We start from the raw sequence: 21,342 nt of genomic DNA, 5'->3' as shown, positions 1-21,342 counted from the left end.
GCGCCTCAGCCAAGGCGGCTTCGTAGAGATTGTTCGAATACGTCCGTGGCCTGACGTAGATTGCCCGGCTGCAACGCACGAACGATTTTCGCGTCGAGAGAGAGCGAGAAGTCGGTGACATCGACAATCGATAACTCATCGCGTAGCGGACTTTCTTCGACAACGCTGCGCGGCACGATGCCCAGCCCCATGCCCGCCGCAACCAGCCGAAGCTGCACCTCGGTGCCGTGCGTGTTGATACTGATCTGCAGCCGCCGGCCTTTGCCCTCCATGGCGCGTTCGAGCGCCGCGCGATAGCCACATCCCAGCGGATTCAGTATCCACTTGTGTCTGGCCAGTGCGTCGATGCCGGACGGTGAGTCGACTGACGGGTGTTGCCTGCTCTGCACGACGACGGTCTCGACGCGCTGGATGAGTTGACCTTCCACGTCATTGGGCAGATCGGTGCCGGACACGACGAGGAGGGCGGCGGCATCGAGCGCACCCGAGCCGACCATTGCCAGCAAGCCGGGACTCCAGCCGGTATGCAACTCCAGATCCAGAGCGGGAAAACTCGTTTTCAACTGCACGACAGTGTGAAACATGGCGATGTCCGCGAGAGCATGCGTCAAACCGAGGCGGATCGTGCCGGCAGGTTCGGTGGTTTCCTGCGTGATCGCCAGCAAGCCGTCGCGGTCACGCAGCAGCCGAACCCCTTGCTCGTAGATGCGCCTTCCCATCGCGGTGAGGCCATGTGGCTTGATCGTGCGGTCCAGAAGCTCGACGCCGAGCGTGCTTTCGAGTTGTTGCAAACGGCGCGAAATGGCCGATTGCGTGATCGACAGTTTATCCGCCGCTTTGGTCAGGGACTTGAGATCCGCAACCGCGACAAAAGCCTCGATATCCTGTAGCAACTTGCGCTCCGTTCATAAACATAATGAAAATTATGCGCTTGTCGCACATTTGCTAACACTCTAACCTATGTTTATTCCCGGCGCTGCCGGCAACATCAAGTCCCTTTAAAAGGAAATCGATCATGCCTCTCGTTCGAATCAATATTTCCCAGACTGCTTCCAAAGAAGTTGTCCGTACCGTAAGCGACGTCGTGTATGACGCGATGATCACTGTCGCAAACGTGCCGCAACACGACAAATTCCAGATCATCACGCGCCACGCTGCCGACGAACTCGTGTATCCGGAAGAAGGCTATCTCGGGGTGACGTATAGCCCGCAAATCGTGTTTATTCAGGTCACGTGGAATGCGGGAAGGTCGACCGACACGAAAAAAGCCTTCTATCAGGCCGTCGCGGAAGGTATCCACACGAAAGCCGGGATACGCAAGGAAGATGTGTGGATCAGCCTCGTCGACGTGGCGCGCGAAGACTGGTCGTTCGGTAACGGCGAAATGCAATACGCGCCGAAGTGACGCGCAGTTGCTCGAACCGCATTCTGTTACTTAACTGACGATGACCCCATGAAATTCGCAACGTTTGAGCATCAGGGAAAGCAGCTCGTCGGCAAGGTCAGCGCCGACGGCCAGCGCATTTCGCCCTTGTCGGCAACGAGCATGCTCGACCTGATCGAGAGATACGAACACTTCGCCGGACAAATCGAAGCCGGGCACCCGGACGCGTTGCGCCTCGACGAAGTGCGATTGCTCGCGCCCATTCCGGCTCCGCGCAAGAACATTTTTTGCGTGGGCAAAAATTATCGTGAGCATGCGCGTGAGTTCTCGAAGAGCGGCTATGAAGCCGGCGCGGTGAGCGGAAGTGAGATCGACGACTATCCCGCTGTTTTCACGAAGCCTGCGACTTCCGTTGTCGGCCCGGACGACGCGGTCTACACGCATCCTCAAATGACGGACAAGGTGGACTACGAGGGCGAAGTCGCGGTCGTGATCGGGCGCCGTGGTTCCAATATCAGCAGGGCGGACGCCGAGCGTTATATCTGGGGATTCACGATCATCAACGATGTCACTGCGCGGGACCGGCAGAAGAATCATCGCCAATGGTTTCTCGGAAAATCGCTCGATACGTTCTGCCCGATGGGACCGTTCATCGTCACGTCAGATGAACTGCGCCACGACGACCTGTCCATTCGCACGTGGGTGAACGGAGAACTGCGGCAAGACGCGCACACGCGGGATCTGATCTTCGACATTCCTGCGCTGATCGAAGCCATTTCCGCGGGCTGTGCGCTCGAACCCGGTGACGTCATTTCGACGGGGACGCCCGCCGGCGTCGGCATCGGGTTCACGCCGCCCAGATTTTTGCAGTCGGGCGACGTCGTGGAGATTGAAGTGGCCAGGATTGGACGTTTGAAGAACCACTTCGTCTGAGCATAGCGGACGCACTACCGGCGTCTGCCTTGCGCGTGACGGTCGATCAGTTCGTCGACGATCCGGTGCGCCGCTTCGATCTGGTCCGTGATCGGCGTGGCAGCCTCCACGGCATGCAAAACCGAGCCGCCGAGCTGCTTCGCGGCCTGCGTAAGATCGGGCGGCGTGGAGACGGTTGGGTTGATGAAGAGCGTTGTTTCGATTCTCCCGTCCTCGATATGTCTGAGGACGAGGAGAATTTCGAAACCACGATAAACATCGCGAACAGGTTCTTGCACCTTTGACTCCTTCAAGCCGGAAGACGCCGCGCTGCGTCGAACATGATGAAGTTTGATTTTCGCCGTTCCTGGATGTATGTACAACAATCTGGGCGAGAGAAAGATGTGGGTTGGGACGTGCGGTGAGTAGGTTATGGACGTGGTGGGAGGTCAGCTTATTCTTCGGATTGGTGATTTGACATAAGATAAATTATCACCAATTTGTTTGTGGCGAATACATCCCGGACTGAACCCAAACCACCTCCATCGGAAGCCGGAAAACCGCTCGCGAATGCGTCCTGTACCACGTAACGCGAACACAATCCGTTTTACCATCGAATGCATTTTCGCGTCGCACGTGGGGAGATTGGCATGATCTCGTTGCGCCACAGTTCGTCGTTCGGAGCCGGGTTTGTCCTCGCTGCGCTGGCTTTGCCCGCGGCGGCCTTTGCCGGGAGCGCCTTGCACGATACCGGCACTGGCGGCATCGTGCGCGTCCGATACGACACCGGCGTCGTGGTGACGTCGCGCGTGATCAACGCCGCCAGCAATCACCAGTCCGTCGAAGACTTCCATTCGACTGAAGCCGTGCCTTCCTTCCGGTTCTGTCGCAACCGGCCCGACTGGAATGGCCGCTGTGACGCTGCGCGCGAATCCTTCGAAGAAGTCGAACTCGAATCGCGTTGCACCGGCCGCGTGCCGGCCGGCGGATTTCCGTCCGCGCCGGGATTGGACACGGGCCAGCACCAGCATCATGCGGCGTTTGACAACATCGCGCAGTGAGCTCTAGACCTCCAGCAGATTCAGGCGGATCAGGCTTTCGGCGGTTGCCACGATGGCATCCTCGGCCGGGCGCGGCCGCCAGCCCAGCCGCTTTTCTGCTTTCGCGCTCGTCGCGTTCATGTTGACGCCGAGCATCGGCGCAATGGCCTTCATCTGCGGATTTTTGCCTGCGCCGAGTCGAACGAGCCAGTTGGGCAAGACGCGTGTCGATACCTTACTGGCCGCCGGCCCCATGCGCTCGCGCAGAATCCCGGCCACGTCGGCAAGCCACAGGCTTTCGCCGGCAATTGCTAGAAAGCGCTCTCCGTTGGCGGCCGCCATGGACATGACCCGCACATGCAGGTCCGCCACATCGCGTACGTCGACGAAGCCCGAATTGATTTTCGGTGATCCGGGCTGGCCGTCCATCATGTTCTTGATCAGACGAATCGAGTGCGAATAGTCCGCGCCGAGGGCAGGTCCGAGAACCGCCGTTGGATTGACGACAGCCATCTGCAGCCCGTTGCCCTCCTCTTTCACGAATTTCCACGCGGCCATTTCGGCGAGCGTCTTCGACCTCTGGTACGGAGCGAGATCGCTCTGCAAGTTGCTCCAGTCGTTTTCATCGAACGGCCGGTCCATCGGTTCATGGCCGCAACCGACCGCGCCGAACGCCGAGGTCAGGACGAGGCGCTTGACGCCCGCATCGCGCGCGGCCCGTAACACTCGCAGATTGCCCTCGACGGCGGGCCGGTTCCAGTCGTCTTCGGTGGCGTAATGGCCCGAGGGAGTCGACGAGGCGCAATGAATGACATAGGTGCAGCCGTCAACGGCCTCGGCCCATCCCGCGTCGGAGCCCAGATCCGCCGCGACGAACGATAGTAAATCCTCTGCTTCCGCACCACCCGTTTTGAGGTTCGTTCGAACTTCCGCTTCACGTGACAGATTGCGTAAAGTCGTGCGAATCCGGTAGCCCTGAGCCAACAGCGCCAGCATGCAGTGCTGCGCGATGAATCCCGTGCCGCCGGTGACGAGTACCCGTTCCTGACTCATTGTCGATCCTTCGTAGTGTGTCGTGTTCATTAGCGCGTTGGTTCAGCGGTCGATCGTCGTCATGACGAAGTCGTTGTAGCGATTGCCCGAAACCGTACCGGCGGCGAGTGCCGCGTCGAGCGTCTGCATTTCCGCTGCATCGAACCGAATCTGGTCGGCCGCGACGTTTTCTTCCAGATACGCGCGGCGCTTGGTGCCCGGAATCGGGACGATGAACTCGCCTTTGGCGAGCAGCCACGCGAGCGCAATCTGTCCCGCCGTGACGCCCCTGCTTCGGGCAATGTCGAAGACGATCTGCGCAGCCTCGACATTGGCATCGAAGTTCTCGCCCTGATAGCGCGGGTCCGTGCGACGCGTGTCGCCATCCTGATACGCCTCCGCGCGCCTGACGCCGCCGGTAAGAAACCCGCGTCCCAGCGGACAGAACGGCACGAGGCCGATTCCGAGTTCCTTCAGAACCGGGATGATGTCCGGTTCGAGGTTGCGCTCCCACAACGAGTATTCGCTCTGCAGCGCCGAGACCGGATGAGTGGCATGAGCACGACGAAGATTGGCCACGCCGATTTCGGAGAATCCGAGGTAGCGCACCTTGCCCTCGCGCACCAGCTCGCCGACGGTGCCCGCAAACTCTTCGATCGGCACGTTCCGGTCGATCCGATGCTGGTAGAGCAGATCGATATGGTCGGTCCGAAGCCGACGCAAACAGCCTTCGACGGCGAGGCGAATACTTTCGGGCCGGCTGTCGGTATCGGCGCCCATCTGGCGACCGTTCTCGAAGCGAAAGCCCACTTTCGTCGCGATGACGACCGCGTCGCGGCGGTCCCTGAACGCACGGCCGATCAATTCCTCGTTGACGTAGGGGCCGTAGCCCTCGGCGGTGTCGAAAAAATTGCAGCCCAGTTCGACCGCGCGATGCAGCGTGGCGATCGATTCGGTTTCGTCGGCTGGTCCATACGACTGACTCATGCCCATGCAGCCGAGCCCGATGGCCCCCACTTCGAGTCCCTGCGTGCCCAGTTTTCGTCGATGCAAGCTCATTCATTTCTCCCTGATTCGAATTCGTGGCAGGGAGAACGATAAGTGGCACGGTCCGTACTGAGAATGCTTGAACGTCCGTTTTGCTTGTGCGAAAGTACGAGAATGCATGCCGATCCCTTTTCCGACATCCTCAAACTGACGCAGGCGCAGAGTCTCGTCACCGGCGGTTTTTCGGCCAGCGGACCGTGGGCCGTGCGCTTCCCCGCCCCCGACAAAATCAAATTCTTCGCGGTGGTAAAGGGAAACTGCTGGGTGCGTCTGGAGGGCCTGGCCGAACCCGAGCGCTTCGAGACGGGCGACGTCGGCTTGCTGTCTGCGCACCGCTGGTCGATCCTGTCGAGCGATCTGGAGACCGAGCCGGTCGAAGCCATGGACATCTTCTCTCGCACCGGACGCTCCACTGCCAAGCTCGGCAGCAGGAGTGAGAGCGAGAGCGAGTTCGCGCACATCGGCGGTCACGTGTTGCTCGATCCTGTCAGCGGTCCGTTGCTGCTGGACGTCCTGCCGCCGTGGATCCATATCCGCGCATCGTCGCCGCAAGCGGTGGTGTTCAGCTGGCTGCTCGATCAACTGGTCGAAGAGCGTGCGTCAGGTCAGCCTGGCTCGCAACTCGCGTCGGCGCAACTATCGCAATTGCTGTTCATCCAGATTCTGCGTGCGCATCTGGCGGCCTCGGGGCCGCTCGACGCCGGCTGGCTGCGCGCATTGAGCGACACGCGCATTGCGCCGGCGCTTCGTCTGATGCACGGCGATCCTGCGAAAACGTGGCATCTCGAAGATCTTGCGCAGGCGTGCGCCATGTCGCGAACCACCTTCGCTTCGTATTTCAAGTCGGCCGCCGGGGTCGCCCCGCTCACCTATCTGACCAACTGGCGCATGCGATTGGCGGAACGCGCGCTGGGGCACGACGGCACGGCGGTGTCGGTCGTCGCCCAGACGCTCGGGTATGCCTCGGAGAGCGCGTTCAGTCACGCGTTCAAGCGCGTCACCGGGAGATCGCCCAAGGCCTATCGGGGACTGCGTCACGCGCGATTGGTGAGCCCGCTGTGAGTCCCAGCGACGCGTCTACGTGGCGTGATTCCGTTGCGCTTCCGCTTACGTTCGAGCCCACGCCCCCGGACGGGACGCTTCAGACGGATTGATGCCGAGTGGCTCGCCTGACACCGTTTTCCTCGCTCATCTGGGCTCATATCCTTCGCTGCCAATCCGCCCCCCTCCACGCTCAAGCCTTCCCCATTCTTGCCGTTAATCCACTCGCAGCTGCTATAAACCGACACTTCCGTCTTCGGCAAGCAATCCGGTCGCGCCACCCAGGCGGGCCGTCGAATCCACAGATGTCAATGAACCTCATACCGTTCCGGGTGAATCGCGGAGCCCGGCACATGATGCACAGCACGACACTCGGCGCGTACTTCCTGGCGCTCGGGCTGCTCGCGGGCTGCGCGACGAAAGTCGCGCGCGTCGAGCCGACTGCCGCGCACTACGACGGACCACCCGTGCGTTTGCACCCTGCGCCCGGCCCCGCCAACACCATCGTGGTCGGTACAGAAAATGCGCTGGGTTACGTGAATGCGCGTCGACAGGAAGCGGGCTTGCCGCTCATCGCGGTGGACGCCGACATTGCCGCCGCGGCCGCGGATCACGCGCGCTATCTGGACCTGAACCGCGTCGGCACGCACGAAGAGACGGCGGGCAAACCCGGTTTCACGGGCATCGACGTCTTCACGCGCGTCCGTCTGCACGCGAACGCCGATGGCGCGAGCGAAGTGCTCGCCGTGTTCGGTGGTTCGGGTCCAGCGGATACGCCGATCGAAGATATTTTTGCGTCGCCCTATCATCGCGGCGCGATTCTGTTCGACTGGGCGCGCGCAGGCGAAGCGTCGATTGTCGGTTCGAGTTCGGTGACGGTGGTGGACTTTGCCGACGTGGCCCCTGCGCTGACGGACACCGAACTGGTGGCCTGGCCCTACGACGGTCAACGGCACGTGCCGACGATGTGGATCGACAACGAGCAGCCCGATCCGATGGGCGCGGATGGCCGCTATCGCGGTCAGGTGCTGGGTTTTCCGATCACGCTGTCGGGTGGACCCAACGCGCACATCGAATTGCTAGGCGTCGATTTGCGGGATCAGCGCGGCAAAAAGGTGCCGTGCAAAATCGCCCCGCTCACGGTTGCCGACGCCGCGCGCAACACGGCCGTTTGCACGCCCTACGAGCCGCTGCGCACGGGTACGCATTACACGATTCATGCGCTTGGACGCGTGACGCAACTGGGGAAGATTGCGCCCTTCGATCTGGTCTGGGGGTTTAGCACGCGCGAAGAACCCGGCCGTGCTGCTTCGGTGGTCGCGCAGTCGCGTAGCCGGGCAGTCAGCGAGTGATCTGACCGGCTTGAATCGCCTGTAGACGCCAAAGCAGCGCCGAAGCAAAGCCGCTTCAGGCCTGATCCACTCTGCGGCGTGTCGAAATCGCCGACGCTGTCGATATGACGAGGTCCGCGAAGCGCTTTTCATCGCGATCCGCCTGCCAGCGCGAACGCGCAACCGCGATATTCACCGCGCCGATGCCGCGCCCATGTGCATTCGTGACGGCGGCGGCCGTTGAAATATCGGCGACGAAATATTCGTCTTCGGTATGCGCGTAACCCTGTTTGCGGATTTGCGCGAGCCGTTCCTTGATCTTGCGCGGCTGATAAACCGTGGACGACGTGAATGGAACCAGATTGGTGCGCGAGAGAATGTCGTCGACTTCGCCATCCTGCAGCGTGGCGAGAATCGCAAGACCCGGCGCCGTGCAAAACGCGGGCAAACGCGACCCCGTAATCACGTGCGCATTGAAAACGTTGCGGCTGACGATACGCAGCACGAACACGATGTCGGTGTCGTCCAGCACCGTGAGATTGGTGGCCTCTTCCGTTTCCGAACCCAGTTGCTGCAGATAAGGCGTGGCACGGCTCACCAGTTCGTTCGAAATCAGATAGTGATACGTGAAGTCCACGAGTTTCGGTGACAACTCGTACTTGCGACTGTCCGGATCCTTGAACAAGTAGCCGAGCGCCGCCAGCGTGAACGTGAAGCGCTGCGTCGCGCTCAGGTCGAAGCCTGTCAGCGTTGCGATTTCGGAGAGCGAAAGCTGACGCTTGCTGCCGTCGAAGGCGGTGAGTACTTTCATCGCCTTTTCGACGGATTGCACGTAAAGCGACGACTCCGTAGGGTCTGCCGCCTGCTTTGCGCCCTGTGCGGCGCCGGACGCACGGCTTTTGCGTGCGGGTTTAGGTTGGGTTGGGCTCACGATAGTAGACGATGTTGCATAGCTCGTTCATTATTGCATATCGCCAGCCAATTATCAGATAGCGATAAGCCTGCGAATCAGACTACTTTCCGGATACGGGTTGCCTTTTCAGTGCTGCAAACGGTCCCACGCATCGCCCGTGTCGCGTGACAGCAGATGCTTGCGAATGCGCTCGCTGGCGGTCATTTCGAAATGCGCGACCGCGCGATAGTAACGGGGCAACTGGAAGCTCGCGAGCCGTTCGCTAGCCCATTCGTGCAGTGTCTCCCACGTCACGGCGTCCTGCTTGAACTGCACGTTCAGCAAAATATCCTGCTCGCCGACCGATGAGGCCACGCCGATCGCCGCACTCGCCTGCACCGCCGGATGCGCCGCAAAAATGCGCTCGATTTCCCACGCCGACACGTTTTCGCCGCGCACGCGCATGCTGTCCGTGCGACGGCCGATGAAATACAGATCGCCGTCGGCGTCGCGTCGCGCGTGATCGCCGGTATGCAGCTTGCCGCCGCGTAGCGCGCTTTGCGTCGCCTCTTCGTTTTTCAGGTAAGTCGGCAGCAGCGCGCCTTCCACCTTGCTCGTCAGCACGATTTCGCCCGGCTCGCCAATGCCGACCTCGCGACCGTTCTCGTCCAGCAGTTCGAGTTCGAACCAGGGCAACGCCCGACCGATCGAGCCTGGCTTGTTGGTCGTATTGAGCGTGGCGAAACTCGAGCATTCCGTCATGCCGTAGCACTCGCGCAATTGCACGTTCAGGCGCTGTTCGATCGCATTCCATGCCGACGCCGCGATACCCGCGCCCCATGCCACGCGCAAGGTATGCTCGCGCGGCTCGGTGCCCGGCGGCAGTTGCATCAGGATATCGAGCACGCCGCCGAGATAATGCAACTGCGTGGCCTCGGCGCGCTTCACCTGCGGCCAGAATTGCGACGCCGAAAAACGCGGCACGACATGCAGACTGACCGGCATCAGAAACGGCAGCAACAGCATCTGTGCGCCGCCGATATGGCAAAGCGGTTCCCACATGAAAAGCCGGTCGTGTTCGCGAACGTCCGCCACGCGCAATGCTGCTTCGCTGGAGATTCGCATCATCCGGTGGGTGAAGACGACGCCTTTGGGCGCGCCCGTCGTACCCGACGTGTAGATGATGCACAGCGCGTCGTGAATGCCGATTCGCGGCGTGAGCATGCCACTCGCGGGCGCCGGGCTGCGTTCCGTGTCGAACGAAGGAAGACGCACGCGGCGCGCACCGGCGCAATCGATGCTCGCGCTGACGGGATCGAATTCCGCGTCGATCACGAACAGCTTCGGCTCGGCGTGCTGCAGTACGTATTCGAGCCCGGCGGCGCGAAGCCGCGTGTTCACCGGCACCCATACGATGCCGCTCAGCATGAGCGCGTAGATCAGGTAAATGTGCTCGGGGCTGTTGCCGAGCATGACCGCGACGCGGTCGCCCTGCTCCACGCCCTGTTCGCCGAACCACGCCTGCCACTGCACGATATGCGCGACGGCCTCGCCGCACGTGACGGCGCGATCGTCGAACTGAAGGAAGGCTCGCGACGGGTCGAAGGTGAGACCGGCTGCAAGCAGCGGCGCGCAGTCGAGTTCGTCGTCGGCGTGACGATGCGGGAAATAGTCTGGATACAGATGCATAACCTGTCGTTCAAAAAGGCGCAATGGCGAATTGTTGGGCGTGCGTTAGCGCGTGCGCCGCTTGATCCATGAGGACACAGCGATCACCAGTGCTATCAGCACGATCAGCGAAGTCGAAACGGCCGCGAGCGTCGGCGTGATGGCGAGCTGGATGTCGTCCCACATCTGCTTGGGCAGCGTGGTGTTGATACCGCCGCTCACGAAGATCGCGATCGTCAGATCGTCGAAGGAAACCAGGAAGGCGAACAGCGCCGCGGCGGTGACGCTCGCCATCAGCAGCGGGAGCACCACGGTACGGATACGTTGCAGCGGCGAGGCGCCCATCAGACGCGCGGCGTCGTCGAGGCGCCAGTCGAAACGCTGGAACCCGGCGGCGAGCGTGACCACCACGTACGGAATCGCCAGCACCGTATGGCCGATGATGAGACCGGTGTTGGTGCCGGTCAGACCGAAGCGGCTCAACAGATACAGCAGTCCGACCGCGACGACGATGCGCGGCACGATCAGCGGCGCGACCAGCAGCGCGAAGAGCGGCTTGGTCATTCGTTGCGACATGCGCGTCATGGCCAGCGTGGCGCCGAAACCGAGGATCAGCGAGAGCACGGCGGTGCCGAGACCGACCTCGAATGAACGGATGAAGGCGCTCTGCCACACCGGCGATTCCGCAAACGTGCCGAACCAGCGAAGGCTGAACAGCTTCGGCGGAAACGCGATGAAATCGCTTTTGGTGAACGCGTAAGGAATGACCGAGAGAACCGGCACCACGAGTACGACCAGAACGGCAATCGTGAAGAGTCCGAGCGGGCTCGTGACGCGCACGCCCTCTCCTTGCGCCTGCAATCCGCCACGCCGGCGCACCAGCGGCGCGCAAAGCCGACCCACGGCCAGCAAGGCGGCGAGCTTGAGCCCTTGAGCGCGGGAGGCGCGCTGCTTCACGCTGACTTCGCCAGTCAGGGACGTCAGACCCACCACGCGGTCGTAGACGAGGAAGATCGCAATCGAGCAGACCAGCAGCACGGTCGACAGCGCGCCGGCGAAGTGCATGTCGAACAACTCGAGCACCGACGAAATGACCAGTTGCGCGATCATCGTTTCGCGCGGCGAGCCGAGCAGCGCCGGCACGATAAAGAAGCCGAGGCTGGAGATGAACACCAGCAATCCCGCGGCGGCGACGCCCGGCGATGACAGCGGCAGAAACACCGTGAAGAAGCTCGTGCTGCGTTCGGCGCCGAGCGTTTCGGCGGCCTGCGCAAGGCGGTCGTCGATGCCGCGCATCACGGGCAACATCGTCATGACGGCCAGCGGCAGCATCGAATGCACCATGCCGATCAGCACACCGGTCAACGAGGGAATGACGCCGTTGGTTTCCTGCACCAGACCGAGCGCGAGGGCGATGGTCGAGAGCACGCCGCTCTTCGACAGCAACAGCATCCACGCATAGGTCTTGACGAGATAGCTGGTCCAGAACGGCAGCATGATCCACAGCAGCCACCGTTCGCGCACGCGTTCCGACACGCGGCTCAACAGATAGGCGACCGGATAGCCGAGCAGCACGGAAAACGCGGCCGTCAAGAATGAAATCGAGAAGGTGATCCACAGCACCTTGGCATAGACCGGCGTGCGCGCGATGCGGGCGAATTGCCCGAAGCCGATCGAGCCGTCGGCCGACACGAGCCCGCCCTGCAGAATCTCGCCCACCGGCACGATGAAAAACACCAGCAGGAACAGAAGCGTCGGCACCACCGGCAAGATGCGCAGCGACGCAGCCAGCCAGGCGTGACGGCGGCGCGATGCTGCGGTGGGATGCACGCGTAAAGCGAGAGTCATGGAAAGTCCTTCGGCGAAAACGTGTCAGGCGTGCAGCAGCGTGGTGCGATATGGGTCCCAGGTGAGGCCGACCATGTCGCCCACGCGCGGGCTCACGGTACGCGCACAGCGCGCCGTCAGTTCGCTGCCGTCGGACAAGGACAACTGCACATGGGTATCGCTGCCGAAGAACACCACGTCGTCGATGCGTCCGTCCATAAAACCATGGCTCGGCGCGACCAGTTCGAGCGCCTCGGGCCGCAGCAACAAGGTATGCCGCGCGGCGGACGTGACGTTCACCGTGCGCGGCAGCGGAATGCGCGCGCCGGCCGCCAGCAGGATCGGCTCGCCGCCCGTCTCCGAGCCTTGCGCAAGCGCGCCTTCCAGCAGATTCGAATGACCGATGAAACCCGCAGCGAAACGGGTCGCGGGCCGGTCGTACAGATCGGCGGGCGTGCCGATCTGCTCAATCTTCGCGTTATTCATGAGGCAGATGCGGTCCGACAGCGTGAGCGCTTCGTCCTGATCGTGCGTGACATACACGAAGGTCGCGCCGAGTTCCTTGTGCAGACGGCGAATCTCCGACTGCATGTGCTCGCGCAGTTTCTTGTCGAGCGCGCCGAGCGGTTCGTCGAGCAGAATGACCGAGGGCCGGTAGGCGAAGCAGCGCGCGAGCGCAATGCGCTGCTGCTGACCACCCGACAGTTCCTTGGGAAAGCGCTTGCCGAACTCGCTCATGCGCACCATGGCGAGCGCGTCCTCGACACACTTGCGGACTTCGTCGCGAGACTTGCCGCGCATGCGCAGGCCGTATGCGACGTTGTCCCACACGCTCATGTGAGGAAACAGGGCATAGCTCTGAAACACCATGCCGATGCCCCGCTTACCCGGTTCGACGTACGTGACATCGCGTCCGGCGATCTCGATGCGGCCCGTGCTCGGCGTGACGAGCCCCGAGATCATCTGCAGCAGCGTGGTCTTGCCCGAACCCGACGGCCCGAGCAATGTGAGAAATTCGCCCGCCTGCACGGTGAGATCGGTCGGTTCGAGTGCAACAGTTTCGTTGTACCGCTTGCCGAGCCCGATCGCTTCCAGTTTTGCGCTCATGCCAGTGTCTCGCCTTCAGTGCGTCAGGAAATGATCCACGAGTTGAAGCGTTCGGTGACTTTCTGCCGGTTTTCCTGCCACCATTCGGGGCTCGGCAGCTTCATGTTCTTGATGTTGTCCGGCGCGGTGGGCAGAAGCGGCGCGCGCTGCGGCGGAATGGATTCGAACGATTTGCGATTGGTCGGGCCATACGCCAGCGTCTGGGTGAGCACGGCCTGGCGTTTCGCGTCGGCGCAGAAACGCACGAACTGTTTGGCCATCTCGGCGTGCGGCGTGCCTTTCGGAATGCCCCAGCCTTCGATCGAATAAAGCCCCTGATTCCACACGATCGTCACGGGCGCGCCCGCATCTTTGGCCGACTGCGCGCGACCGTTCCACAGCGAGATCATGTCCACATCGCCGCTCTGGATCGCCTGCATCGACTGCGCGCCGGACGTCCACCAGATCGCGATGTGCGGCTTGATCCTGTCGAGACTTTTGAAAGCGCGATCCACGTCGAGCGGATAAAGCTTGTCGAGCGGAACGCCGTCGGCGAGCAGCGCCTGTTCGAGCGTGTCGAGCGGGCTGCGGCGCAGACAGCGGCGGCCCGGGAATTTCTTCACGTCCCAGAAGTCGGCCCACGACTTCGGACCGTTGTCCTTGAATTTGTCGGCGCGATAGGCCAGCACGGTCGAATACACGTCCACGCCGAGCCAGTCCGCCGTGACGGCTTCCGGCATCACGTCCGGGAAGTCGGACGGTTTCAGGCCGATCGGCTCCATCAGACCTTTTGCTTCGAGATACGGAATGTCCGCGGAGAGCGTCAGCGTGGTGACGTCCCACACGTAGTTCTTCGTTTTCACCATCGCCTCGAACTGCGCGACCGGCTGTGATTCGCGCGCCACGCTCACGACCTTGATACCCGTCGCCTTCTCGAACGGATCGTAGAAAGCCTGGCGATACGCCGTGGTGTACGGACCGCCCGGATCGGACACGACAATCTGTTTGTCATCGGCACGGACCAGCGTGGGCATCGCACCGGCGAGTGCGAGTGCACCCGCGCCTTGCAACATACGGCGTCGCTTTTCGTTGAAGTTCTGCGTCATGATCGTGGTCTCCCGCTCGCTGGCTGGGTCGGTGAATAGTGCGTGGTCGTTGGCGTGGTGTGCGCTGTCTTACTTCGCGCGCTTGCGGAAGAACTCTTCCATCATGCGTGCGGGTTCGCCCGAATCGTAGGCTTCGCGCTGAATCCGGATGCCCGCTTCGATACAACTCTGGAAGCCCTCTTCCGTCATTTCGCGGAAGCGTTGCTTGTCGAGGCGCATGGCGACCGGCGGCTTGTTGGCGAGGTCGGTGGCGATTTCGAGTGCCTTCTCGAACACTTTGTCCTGCGGCACCAGGTGATGGATGAGGCCGATCTGCTTGCACTCCTCGGCGTCCATCAGACGGCCGGTCAATGTCAGCTCGATGGTGCGCGACATGCCGAGCATCGAGTTCATGATCCACGGGCCGGTCGTGCTGGCGATACCGGCGTTGATTTCCGGCTGACCCATGCGCACGGCAGGATGGCCCACGCGGATGTCGCCGAGCAACGCAACCTGGAATGCGGAGCCCGCGGCCGTGCCGTTCAGCGCCATCACCAGCGGCTTTTTGAGGCCACGCAGCACGGCGTAATAGCGTTGCCACTCCTTGACCCACGCCACCGCGCGCTCGCCGTCGAAGTCATGCGCTTCCGACAGATCCTGCCCTGCCGAGAAAGCGCGGTCGCCCGCGCCGGTCATGATGACCGCGGCGACGTTGTCGTCGCTATCGAAGCGTTCGAGTGCTTCGATGATCGCGTCACGCATCGGCGTGGTCCATGCGTTCAGCTTGTCGGGCCGATTCAACGTGATGACCGCGACGCGGCCGTGATGGGACAGCAAAATGTCTTCGCTCATTTGTTATCGCATTCCAATAGTTAATCGGTGTATAGAAATATAGTGCGGTCAAAAATAGGATGCAAGTAGAGCTTGCGATATCTCACGTAGTCCGAATTTCGGCGTATACCCGCACCCGTGCGGGCTTTCGCTCGTGGCACGTATTGTTCTGATCGAACGCGTCGAAAAAATATTCGCGGCTGGCAAAGGGATGGGAGCGTATTGAGCCGCGCAAACGGCACGCGGCCGATGCCGGCGCGCGAGCTTCAGTCGATTGCATTGCGCAATCGAACAGACTCATTGCATAGCGAAAAATGCAATTCGTGGCCGTGCTGGGAATGATGTTTGAAGCGGGATTTAAAGCAGGATTTAAAGCGGACGAGCGACGCCGTCAGTCGCTCTTTGCTCTGAGCATATCCATGCCGGCTTCGACCGGAAGACGGCGCACGAGCGGTATGGCGCTGACGGTCAACAGTCCTGCGACCAGAAACGCCAGCCAGAAATCGGAGGGCTGAAGATGCGCGTGGCCGTGCAAGGCGCGCGAGATTTGCAGAACTACGCCGCCTACGGCCACGCCCAAACCGAGCGAGACCTGCTGAACGACGCTGCTCAGGCTCGTTGCCCTGCCCGCGCTCGCCGGCGGAATATCGGCGTAGACGAGCGTGTTCAGGCTCGTGAACTGCAATGCGGAAAAGAAGCCGCCGAGCAGCACGATGAGCCAGATCGTGAGATGGGAGGTGTCGGATGAAAAGATGCCGCACGCGGCCGTCGCCACACCGGCGAGTGCCGCGTTGTAGATCAGCACCGAGCGGAATCCTGCGTGGCGCAGTATCAACGCGGTAACGGGCCGCATGAACAGGCTGCCGAACGCTGACGCGCTCGTGATGAGACCGGACTGGAACGCGCTCATGCCGAGTCCGATCTGTAGCGACAACGGCAGCAGAAACGGCACCGCGCCGCATCCGATACGAAACAGCGAGCCTCCGGCCACGCTCACCCGGAATGTCGGAACCTTGAACAGGCTCAGATCCAGAACCGGTTGTGACGCGTGCCGCGCATACAGCACGTAGGCTCCCACGAAGCCGACGCCGGCCGCGAACATCAGCCATGCCGTCGAATCCGCCACGATGCCGCTGTCGACGAGTGACAGCCCCAGTAGCACGCCTGTCGCGCCGAGCGCGGCCAGCACGCAGCCGGCCCAGTCGAATGCGCCGGGATCGGGTTCTCGCGAGTTCGAGATATAGCGGCCGCTGAAATAAAGTCCCGCGAGGCCGATCGGCACGTTGATAAAGAACATGACGCGCCAGTGCAGATACGTGGCGATGAAGCCGCCGAGAAGCGGCGCGATCACCGGTCCGATATACCAGCTCACACTGAGGTAGTTCATCGCGCGCACGAACTGATGCCTCGGCACGGCGCGCACGACGATGATGCGCCCGACCGGCACCATCAGCGCGCCGCCGATGCCCTGCACGAAGCGGGCAAACGTGAACAGGTGAACGGACGGCGCGGCGGCGCAGATCAGCGAGCCCAGCACGAAGATGGTGATGGCCGCGCGGAAGACAGAGAGTGCGCTGAACCGGTCGGTCAGCCAGCCGCAGACCGGTATGAAGACGCCCAGACTGACGACGTAGCTGGTGACCGCGATCTTCAGCGCGACGGGATCCGTGCCGAAGTCATGGGCCATGGACGGCAGCGCCGTCACGATGATGTTGGCGTCGATCGCGTCCATGAGGAAAGCGCACGCGACGATCAACGTTGAAACCAGAGCAAAAGACTTCGACGCTGCTGGACTTTGAGTCTTCGAATTTAAGCCCGTTGTCACGGGTGATCTCTTCCAGGTGTGTTATCGCCCGCATTGCTCGAGCCCGGACTCGCGCGAAGCGTTTCGCTTCGTGTATCGCGATCCGGTCAAAAGGATTGGTCGACATCTTACCCCCGAGCCGCCCGATTACGCACGGACTTTGAGGTGATAGTCGACGCCCTTTTCCTGCGTGCGACCTTGCGTCTCAGCCGAGGCTGCGTCTGCGCAAACGGTCCGCGACCGAGATCAACACCGAGACGAAGATGAACAGGCAGGTCGACACCGCAGCGATCGTGGGGGAAATCTGCAGCGTGGTTTCGTCCCAGAACTGCTTCGGCAGCGTGGTGCTCAGGCCACCCGACGAGAACAGCGCGATCGTCAATTCGTCGAACGACGTCGCGAAGGCAAACAGGAACGACGACAGCATGCCGGCGCTCAGCAAGGGAAACGTCACCCGGCGCAGCGTGGTCCAAGTGTGCGCGCCCATGCTTTGCGCGGCCAGATCGAGGCGCTGGTCGTAGTTGCGCAACACGGCCATCAGTGTGATGACCACGTAAGGCACGGCCACCACCGTGTGGGCCAGCACCAGTCCGAACGACGAACCCACCAGGCCGATCTTCGCGAAGAAATAGAAAATCCCGACGGCCAGAATCATGCGCGGCACGACGATCGGCGCGAGGACGAAGGCGAGCACCGGCGCGTTCCAGCGCAAACCGCCGCGTACCAGCAGGAACGCGACAGGCGTGCCGATTGCCATCGACAACACGCCCGTTCCCACACCGACGAGAAGCGAACGCGTGGCGGCCTGCATCCACAGCGGCGAATCGAATACCTGCCGATACCATTGCAGGGACACGCCATGCGGCGGCCATGCGAGGCCCGATACCGAGTCGAACGAAAGCGGGATCATCAGGAAGGCCGGCGCCGACAGAAACACGAGGATCAGGGTGACGACCGTGCGCAGCGTCTTGCCGTTACCGTCGCTCATGCGGCGCTTGCGTTTCGGCAGAACGCCGATCAGCGCGTCGGTTGCGTTCGCGAGCAGCGTGAGCACGGCGCCGCCCGCCTTGCTCATGAGGCCGGGCGCTTTCTGCGGGCCGCGCGCCGCCGCGCTGCCGCCCGTCATGGTCGAGAGGCCGACCATGCGGTCGTAGACGATGAAGACCACCAGCACCACGGCCAGCAGCAACACGGAAATTGCCCCGGCGAATCCCCAGTTCAGCGCCTGCAGCACCTGATCGATGATCAGTTGCGTGATCATCGTTTCGTGACGGCCGCCGAGCAGCGTGGGCGTGATGAAGAAGCCGATGGACGTGACGAACACCATTAGTGCCGAGGCGAACACGCCCGGCAAGGAAAGCGGAAAATACACTTTCCAGAACGCGGTGCCGGGACGTGCACCGAGCGTCGAGGCCGCGCTCGGCAGACGCCGGTCGATGTTTTCCATGACGGAGAGCATCGTCATGATCGCGACCGGCATCATGGCGTGCGTCATGCCGATAATGACGGCAGGCAGGTTGTACAGCAGATCGAGCGGCTGATCGATCAGCCCGAGATGCCGCAGGGTCCAGTTGATCACACCGTTACGGCCGAGCAGCACGACCCACGCAAAGGTGCGCACGAGAAAGCTGGTCCAGAACGACAGCAGGACCCAGTAAAGCAGGCGGTTTTTGCGTTCCCGCGTCACCACGGAGATGAGAAACGCCACCGGATAGCCGACCAGCACCGAGAAAAACGTGGTCAGCAGGGAAATCTTGAGCGTGATCCACAAGACGTCGAGATAGACCGACGACGCGAAAAGGCGCCTGTATTCCGCGAGCGAAAACTGGTGCCCTTTCTGAATGGACAGAAGCAGCAACTGCCCGACCGGATAAACCAGCAACACGAGCAGCAGCACCGTGACGGGCGCGAGCAAGGCGGCTACGCGCAAGCGCTGGCGCCACGGCGAACGCCGTCGCGTGGCCTGCGGCGGCGCCTGATGACGGGAAGCAACGACAGTCTGGTTCATCCCTTACCCCGCAATCGCGACCGCGTCCGTCGCCAGCCACGAGAGCGACAGCGTTTGACCGACCTCGTAGTTCACGCCGAGCTGGTTGGTCGGAAACGAGGCGATCAGATCGGCTGCCGGGGCGCCGTTCTGGCCTTGCCGCATATAGAGTTTGGTCATGCCGCCGGTGACCATGATGTCGGTGAGCGTCGCGGACAGGGTTTCGACGTCGGACGCTCCCGCATTCACGCGCAGATTCTGCGGACGCAACATCAGCTTGATATCCTTGCCGGCCTGAACCTGCGAGTCGTAGACCATCGCGCGGCCCTTGTCGACGCCGTGCATCGCGACCCGCACGCGGTCGCCTTCGCGCGCGGTCACCTGGGCGTCGAGCAGGTTCGACTCGCCGAGGAAGTCGGCCACGAAAACGTTTTTCGGCCGGAAATACAGGTCGGCCGGCGATCCCAGCTGGGCGATGGCGCCCGCGTTCATCAGACAGATGCGATCGGACATCGTCATCGCTTCTTCCTGATCGTGCGTGACGTAGACAATCGTGGTGCCCAGCTCGCGGTGAATCCGCTTGATCTCCAGCTGCATGTGATCGCGCAGCTTTTTGTCGAGCGCCCCCAGCGGCTCGTCCATCAGGATGATCGACGGGCGATACACCATGCAGCGCGCCAACGCGATCCGCTGCTGCTGACCGCCGGACAGTTCGCGCGGATAACGCCCCGCCAGTTGCGGCAGATGCACCATCTCCAGCGCCTCGGACACGCGCTTTTTCGCACTGGCCGCGTCCACCTTGCGCATCTGCAGCGGAAAGGCGATGTTCTCCGCCACCGTCATGTGCGGAAACAGCGCGTAGTTCTGGAACACCATGCCGATGTCGCGGTCGTACGGCGCACCGTCGGTCACATCCACGCCGTTGATGTGGATCGTGCCGCTATCGGCCTGCGCGAGGCCAGCGATGAGACTTAGCAGCGTCGTCTTGCCCGAGCCGCTCGGCCCGAGCAGCGTCAGGAACTCGCCCTGTGCGACGCTCAGGTCGGTCGGCGCGAGTGCGACGAAGTCGCCATACCGTTTGCACAATCCGGAAATCTGAAGGTTGGTTTTCGACATACTCATCCGTTCCACTGAATCTCGACGTTGCGTTCAAAGGGTAGCGAGCTTGCAGGCCCTGGCGAGGCGCGAGGCCGCCTCGCCGATCTCCTCGATGCCGGGCCCGGCAAACGACAGCCGCAGCGAACTCGCATCGGCCTGGTCCGCGTAGAACGCCCTGCCCGGCACGAACAGCACCTTCTGCGCAATCGCGTGGGTGAGCAGTTCCGACGAATCGACGCCTTCCACGCGCACCCACACGAACATGCCGCCGTGCGGGCGTTGAAACTGAAGCCGTCCCGCAAGTTGCGCGTCGAGTTCGTCGCACAGCAGATCGCATTTGCGCCTGTACGCCGCGATGATGCGCGGCAAGTGCACGGCGAGAAAACCCTGCGCCAGATAGTCGGCGGCGATGGCCTGCGTGTACGGCGCGCTGCAAAGATCGGCCGTCTGTTTGGCGATGACGCAGCGGCGCACGATGTCCGGATGCGCGACCGTCCAGCCGACGCGCAAGCCCGGCGCGACGATCTTCGACAGGCTGCCGAAATACACGACACGTTCGACCCCGCCGTCGATTTGGCCGGCGAGTGCCCGCACCGCCGGCACGTGCTCGCCGGTAAAGCGCAAATCGCCATATGGATCGTCTTCGACGATCAGAAAACCGTATTTCACGGCGAGTTCGATCAGCGCGACGCGCCGCTCGCGCGACAGCGTTGCGCCGGTCGGATTCGCGAAAGTGGGCACCGTGTAGAGCAGTTTCGGCTTGCCGCACTCGCCGCTTTCGAGCATTGCCGTCAGCCGCTCGACGTCGAGGCCATCGGCATCGACCGGCACGGTGACGATGCGCGCCTGCTGCTTCCGGAGCGCTTGCAGCGTGGCCGGATACGCGGGCTGCTCGACCAGCACGCCGTCGCCCGGATTGATCAGGACGCGCAGCAGCAGATCCAGACCCTGTTGCGAGCCGGTCGTCAGCATCAGCTGGTCGGCGGCCACGTCGACGCCGCGCTGCTGCATCAGGCGCATCACTTCATGCTTGAGTTCGGGCAGGCCGTCGGTGGGTGCGTACTGCAGACATCGCGCCGGCTCGCGCCATGCCGCGGCGGCCGACTGCTGCAGGCGCTCGACATCGAACAGATCGCTCGACGGATAGCCACCGGCCAGCGAGATCATGCCGGGCTCGCCGAGATACTTGAACAGCTCGCGAATCGGCGAGCCGCTCGTCTCGCGAAAAGGCGCGGTGAATTCGAACATGGGAATCGGCTCCGGATGCGATGGCGAGA

At 62.3% G+C, this 21,342-nt stretch carries 19 protein-coding genes; 5 read left to right on the top strand and 14 right to left on the bottom strand.

The window, feature by feature from the left end:
- Positions 1 to 5: 5 nt before the first annotated feature.
- A complete protein-coding gene (locus P3T18_RS32840) occupies positions 6 to 893 on the bottom strand; it encodes a LysR family transcriptional regulator (RefSeq protein ID WP_429304137.1) in 888 nt (295 codons plus the stop codon).
- Positions 894 to 1,015: 122 nt separating this feature from the next.
- On the opposite strand from P3T18_RS32840, the gene P3T18_RS32835 reads away from it, so the two are divergent.
- On the top strand, positions 1,016 to 1,405 hold the full coding sequence (locus tag P3T18_RS32835; protein WP_429304136.1) for a tautomerase family protein: 390 nt from the start codon (positions 1,016 to 1,018) through the stop codon (positions 1,403 to 1,405).
- A 48-nt stretch (positions 1,406 to 1,453) separates the two neighbouring features.
- Positions 1,454 to 2,317 carry a fumarylacetoacetate hydrolase family protein gene (locus P3T18_RS32830; RefSeq protein WP_429304135.1) on the top strand — a complete coding sequence of 288 codons (864 nt, stop codon included), beginning with the start codon at positions 1,454 to 1,456 and terminating at the stop codon, positions 2,315 to 2,317.
- A 14-nt stretch (positions 2,318 to 2,331) separates the two neighbouring features.
- On the opposite strand, the gene P3T18_RS32825 is transcribed toward P3T18_RS32830, so the two are convergent.
- A complete protein-coding gene (locus P3T18_RS32825; RefSeq protein ID WP_429304134.1) occupies positions 2,332 to 2,595 on the bottom strand; it encodes a hypothetical protein in 264 nt (87 codons plus the stop codon).
- A 351-nt stretch (positions 2,596 to 2,946) separates the two neighbouring features.
- On the opposite strand from P3T18_RS32825, the gene P3T18_RS32820 reads away from it, so the two are divergent.
- The gene (locus tag P3T18_RS32820) at positions 2,947 to 3,357 is read left to right on the top strand and encodes a hypothetical protein (RefSeq protein WP_429304133.1); all 411 of its coding nucleotides are present in this window, start codon (positions 2,947 to 2,949) and stop codon (positions 3,355 to 3,357) included.
- Positions 3,358 to 3,360: 3 nt separating this feature from the next.
- Here the strand turns inward: P3T18_RS32820 and P3T18_RS32815 are convergent, their stop codons facing one another.
- The gene (locus P3T18_RS32815) at positions 3,361 to 4,389 is read right to left on the bottom strand and encodes an SDR family oxidoreductase (RefSeq protein ID WP_429304132.1); all 1,029 of its coding nucleotides are present in this window, start codon (positions 4,387 to 4,389) and stop codon (positions 3,361 to 3,363) included.
- A 42-nt stretch (positions 4,390 to 4,431) separates the two neighbouring features.
- Positions 4,432 to 5,427, bottom strand: a complete 996-nt coding sequence (locus P3T18_RS32810) for an aldo/keto reductase (protein ID WP_429304131.1) — start codon at positions 5,425 to 5,427, stop codon at positions 4,432 to 4,434.
- 63 nt (positions 5,428 to 5,490) lie between these two features.
- Here P3T18_RS32810 and P3T18_RS32805 point away from each other — a divergent pair, with 63 nt between their 5' ends.
- Together P3T18_RS32805 and P3T18_RS32800 are read left to right on the top strand one after the other, a co-directional pair.
- Positions 5,491 to 6,477, top strand: a complete 987-nt coding sequence (locus P3T18_RS32805; RefSeq protein WP_429304253.1) for an AraC family transcriptional regulator — start codon at positions 5,491 to 5,493, stop codon at positions 6,475 to 6,477.
- 332 nt (positions 6,478 to 6,809) lie between these two features.
- Positions 6,810 to 7,808, top strand: coding sequence for a CAP domain-containing protein (locus tag P3T18_RS32800; protein ID WP_429304130.1), 999 nt, complete (start codon positions 6,810 to 6,812; stop codon positions 7,806 to 7,808).
- 55 nt (positions 7,809 to 7,863) lie between these two features.
- On the opposite strand, the gene P3T18_RS32795 is transcribed toward P3T18_RS32800, so the two are convergent.
- The 10 genes from P3T18_RS32795 to P3T18_RS32750 all read right to left on the bottom strand — a co-directional run bounded on the left by P3T18_RS32795 (position 7,864) and on the right by P3T18_RS32750 (position 21,313).
- Positions 7,864 to 8,718 (bottom strand): IclR family transcriptional regulator, encoded by an 855-nt coding sequence (locus P3T18_RS32795; protein WP_429304129.1) that lies wholly within the window; start codon positions 8,716 to 8,718, stop codon positions 7,864 to 7,866.
- A gap of 108 nt (positions 8,719 to 8,826) precedes the next feature.
- Positions 8,827 to 10,368, bottom strand: a complete 1,542-nt coding sequence (locus tag P3T18_RS32790) for an AMP-binding protein (protein ID WP_429304128.1) — start codon at positions 10,366 to 10,368, stop codon at positions 8,827 to 8,829.
- Between the two features lie 45 nt (positions 10,369 to 10,413).
- Complete coding sequence (locus tag P3T18_RS32785; RefSeq protein WP_429304127.1) at positions 10,414 to 12,195, bottom strand: ABC transporter permease subunit; 1,782 nt, start codon at positions 12,193 to 12,195, stop codon at positions 10,414 to 10,416.
- 24 nt (positions 12,196 to 12,219) lie between these two features.
- The gene (locus P3T18_RS32780; protein WP_429304126.1) at positions 12,220 to 13,281 is read right to left on the bottom strand and encodes an ABC transporter ATP-binding protein; all 1,062 of its coding nucleotides are present in this window, start codon (positions 13,279 to 13,281) and stop codon (positions 12,220 to 12,222) included.
- Positions 13,282 to 13,304: 23 nt separating this feature from the next.
- A complete protein-coding gene (locus P3T18_RS32775; protein ID WP_429304125.1) occupies positions 13,305 to 14,366 on the bottom strand; it encodes an ABC transporter substrate-binding protein in 1,062 nt (353 codons plus the stop codon).
- Positions 14,367 to 14,435: 69 nt separating this feature from the next.
- Positions 14,436 to 15,197, bottom strand: coding sequence for an enoyl-CoA hydratase/isomerase family protein (locus tag P3T18_RS32770; protein ID WP_429304124.1), 762 nt, complete (start codon positions 15,195 to 15,197; stop codon positions 14,436 to 14,438).
- 370 nt (positions 15,198 to 15,567) lie between these two features.
- Entirely contained in the window at positions 15,568 to 17,001 is a 1,434-nt protein-coding gene (locus P3T18_RS32765) for an MFS transporter (RefSeq protein ID WP_429304123.1), read from the bottom strand.
- Between the two features lie 184 nt (positions 17,002 to 17,185).
- Positions 17,186 to 18,988 carry an ABC transporter permease subunit gene (locus P3T18_RS32760; protein WP_429304122.1) on the bottom strand — a complete coding sequence of 601 codons (1,803 nt, stop codon included), beginning with the start codon at positions 18,986 to 18,988 and terminating at the stop codon, positions 17,186 to 17,188.
- Between the two features lie 3 nt (positions 18,989 to 18,991).
- On the bottom strand, positions 18,992 to 20,083 hold the full coding sequence (locus tag P3T18_RS32755) for an ABC transporter ATP-binding protein (protein WP_429304121.1): 1,092 nt from the start codon (positions 20,081 to 20,083) through the stop codon (positions 18,992 to 18,994).
- A gap of 33 nt (positions 20,084 to 20,116) precedes the next feature.
- Positions 20,117 to 21,313, bottom strand: coding sequence for a PLP-dependent aminotransferase family protein (locus tag P3T18_RS32750; protein WP_429304120.1), 1,197 nt, complete (start codon positions 21,311 to 21,313; stop codon positions 20,117 to 20,119).
- Positions 21,314 to 21,342 lie beyond the last annotated feature (29 nt).

This window comes from Paraburkholderia sp. GAS199, assembly GCF_050436585.1.
Taxonomy (GTDB): domain Bacteria; phylum Pseudomonadota; class Gammaproteobacteria; order Burkholderiales; family Burkholderiaceae; genus Paraburkholderia.
Note: the sequence above shows the minus strand (reverse complement) of the source record. Positions and strands in the feature narration are given on the sequence as shown.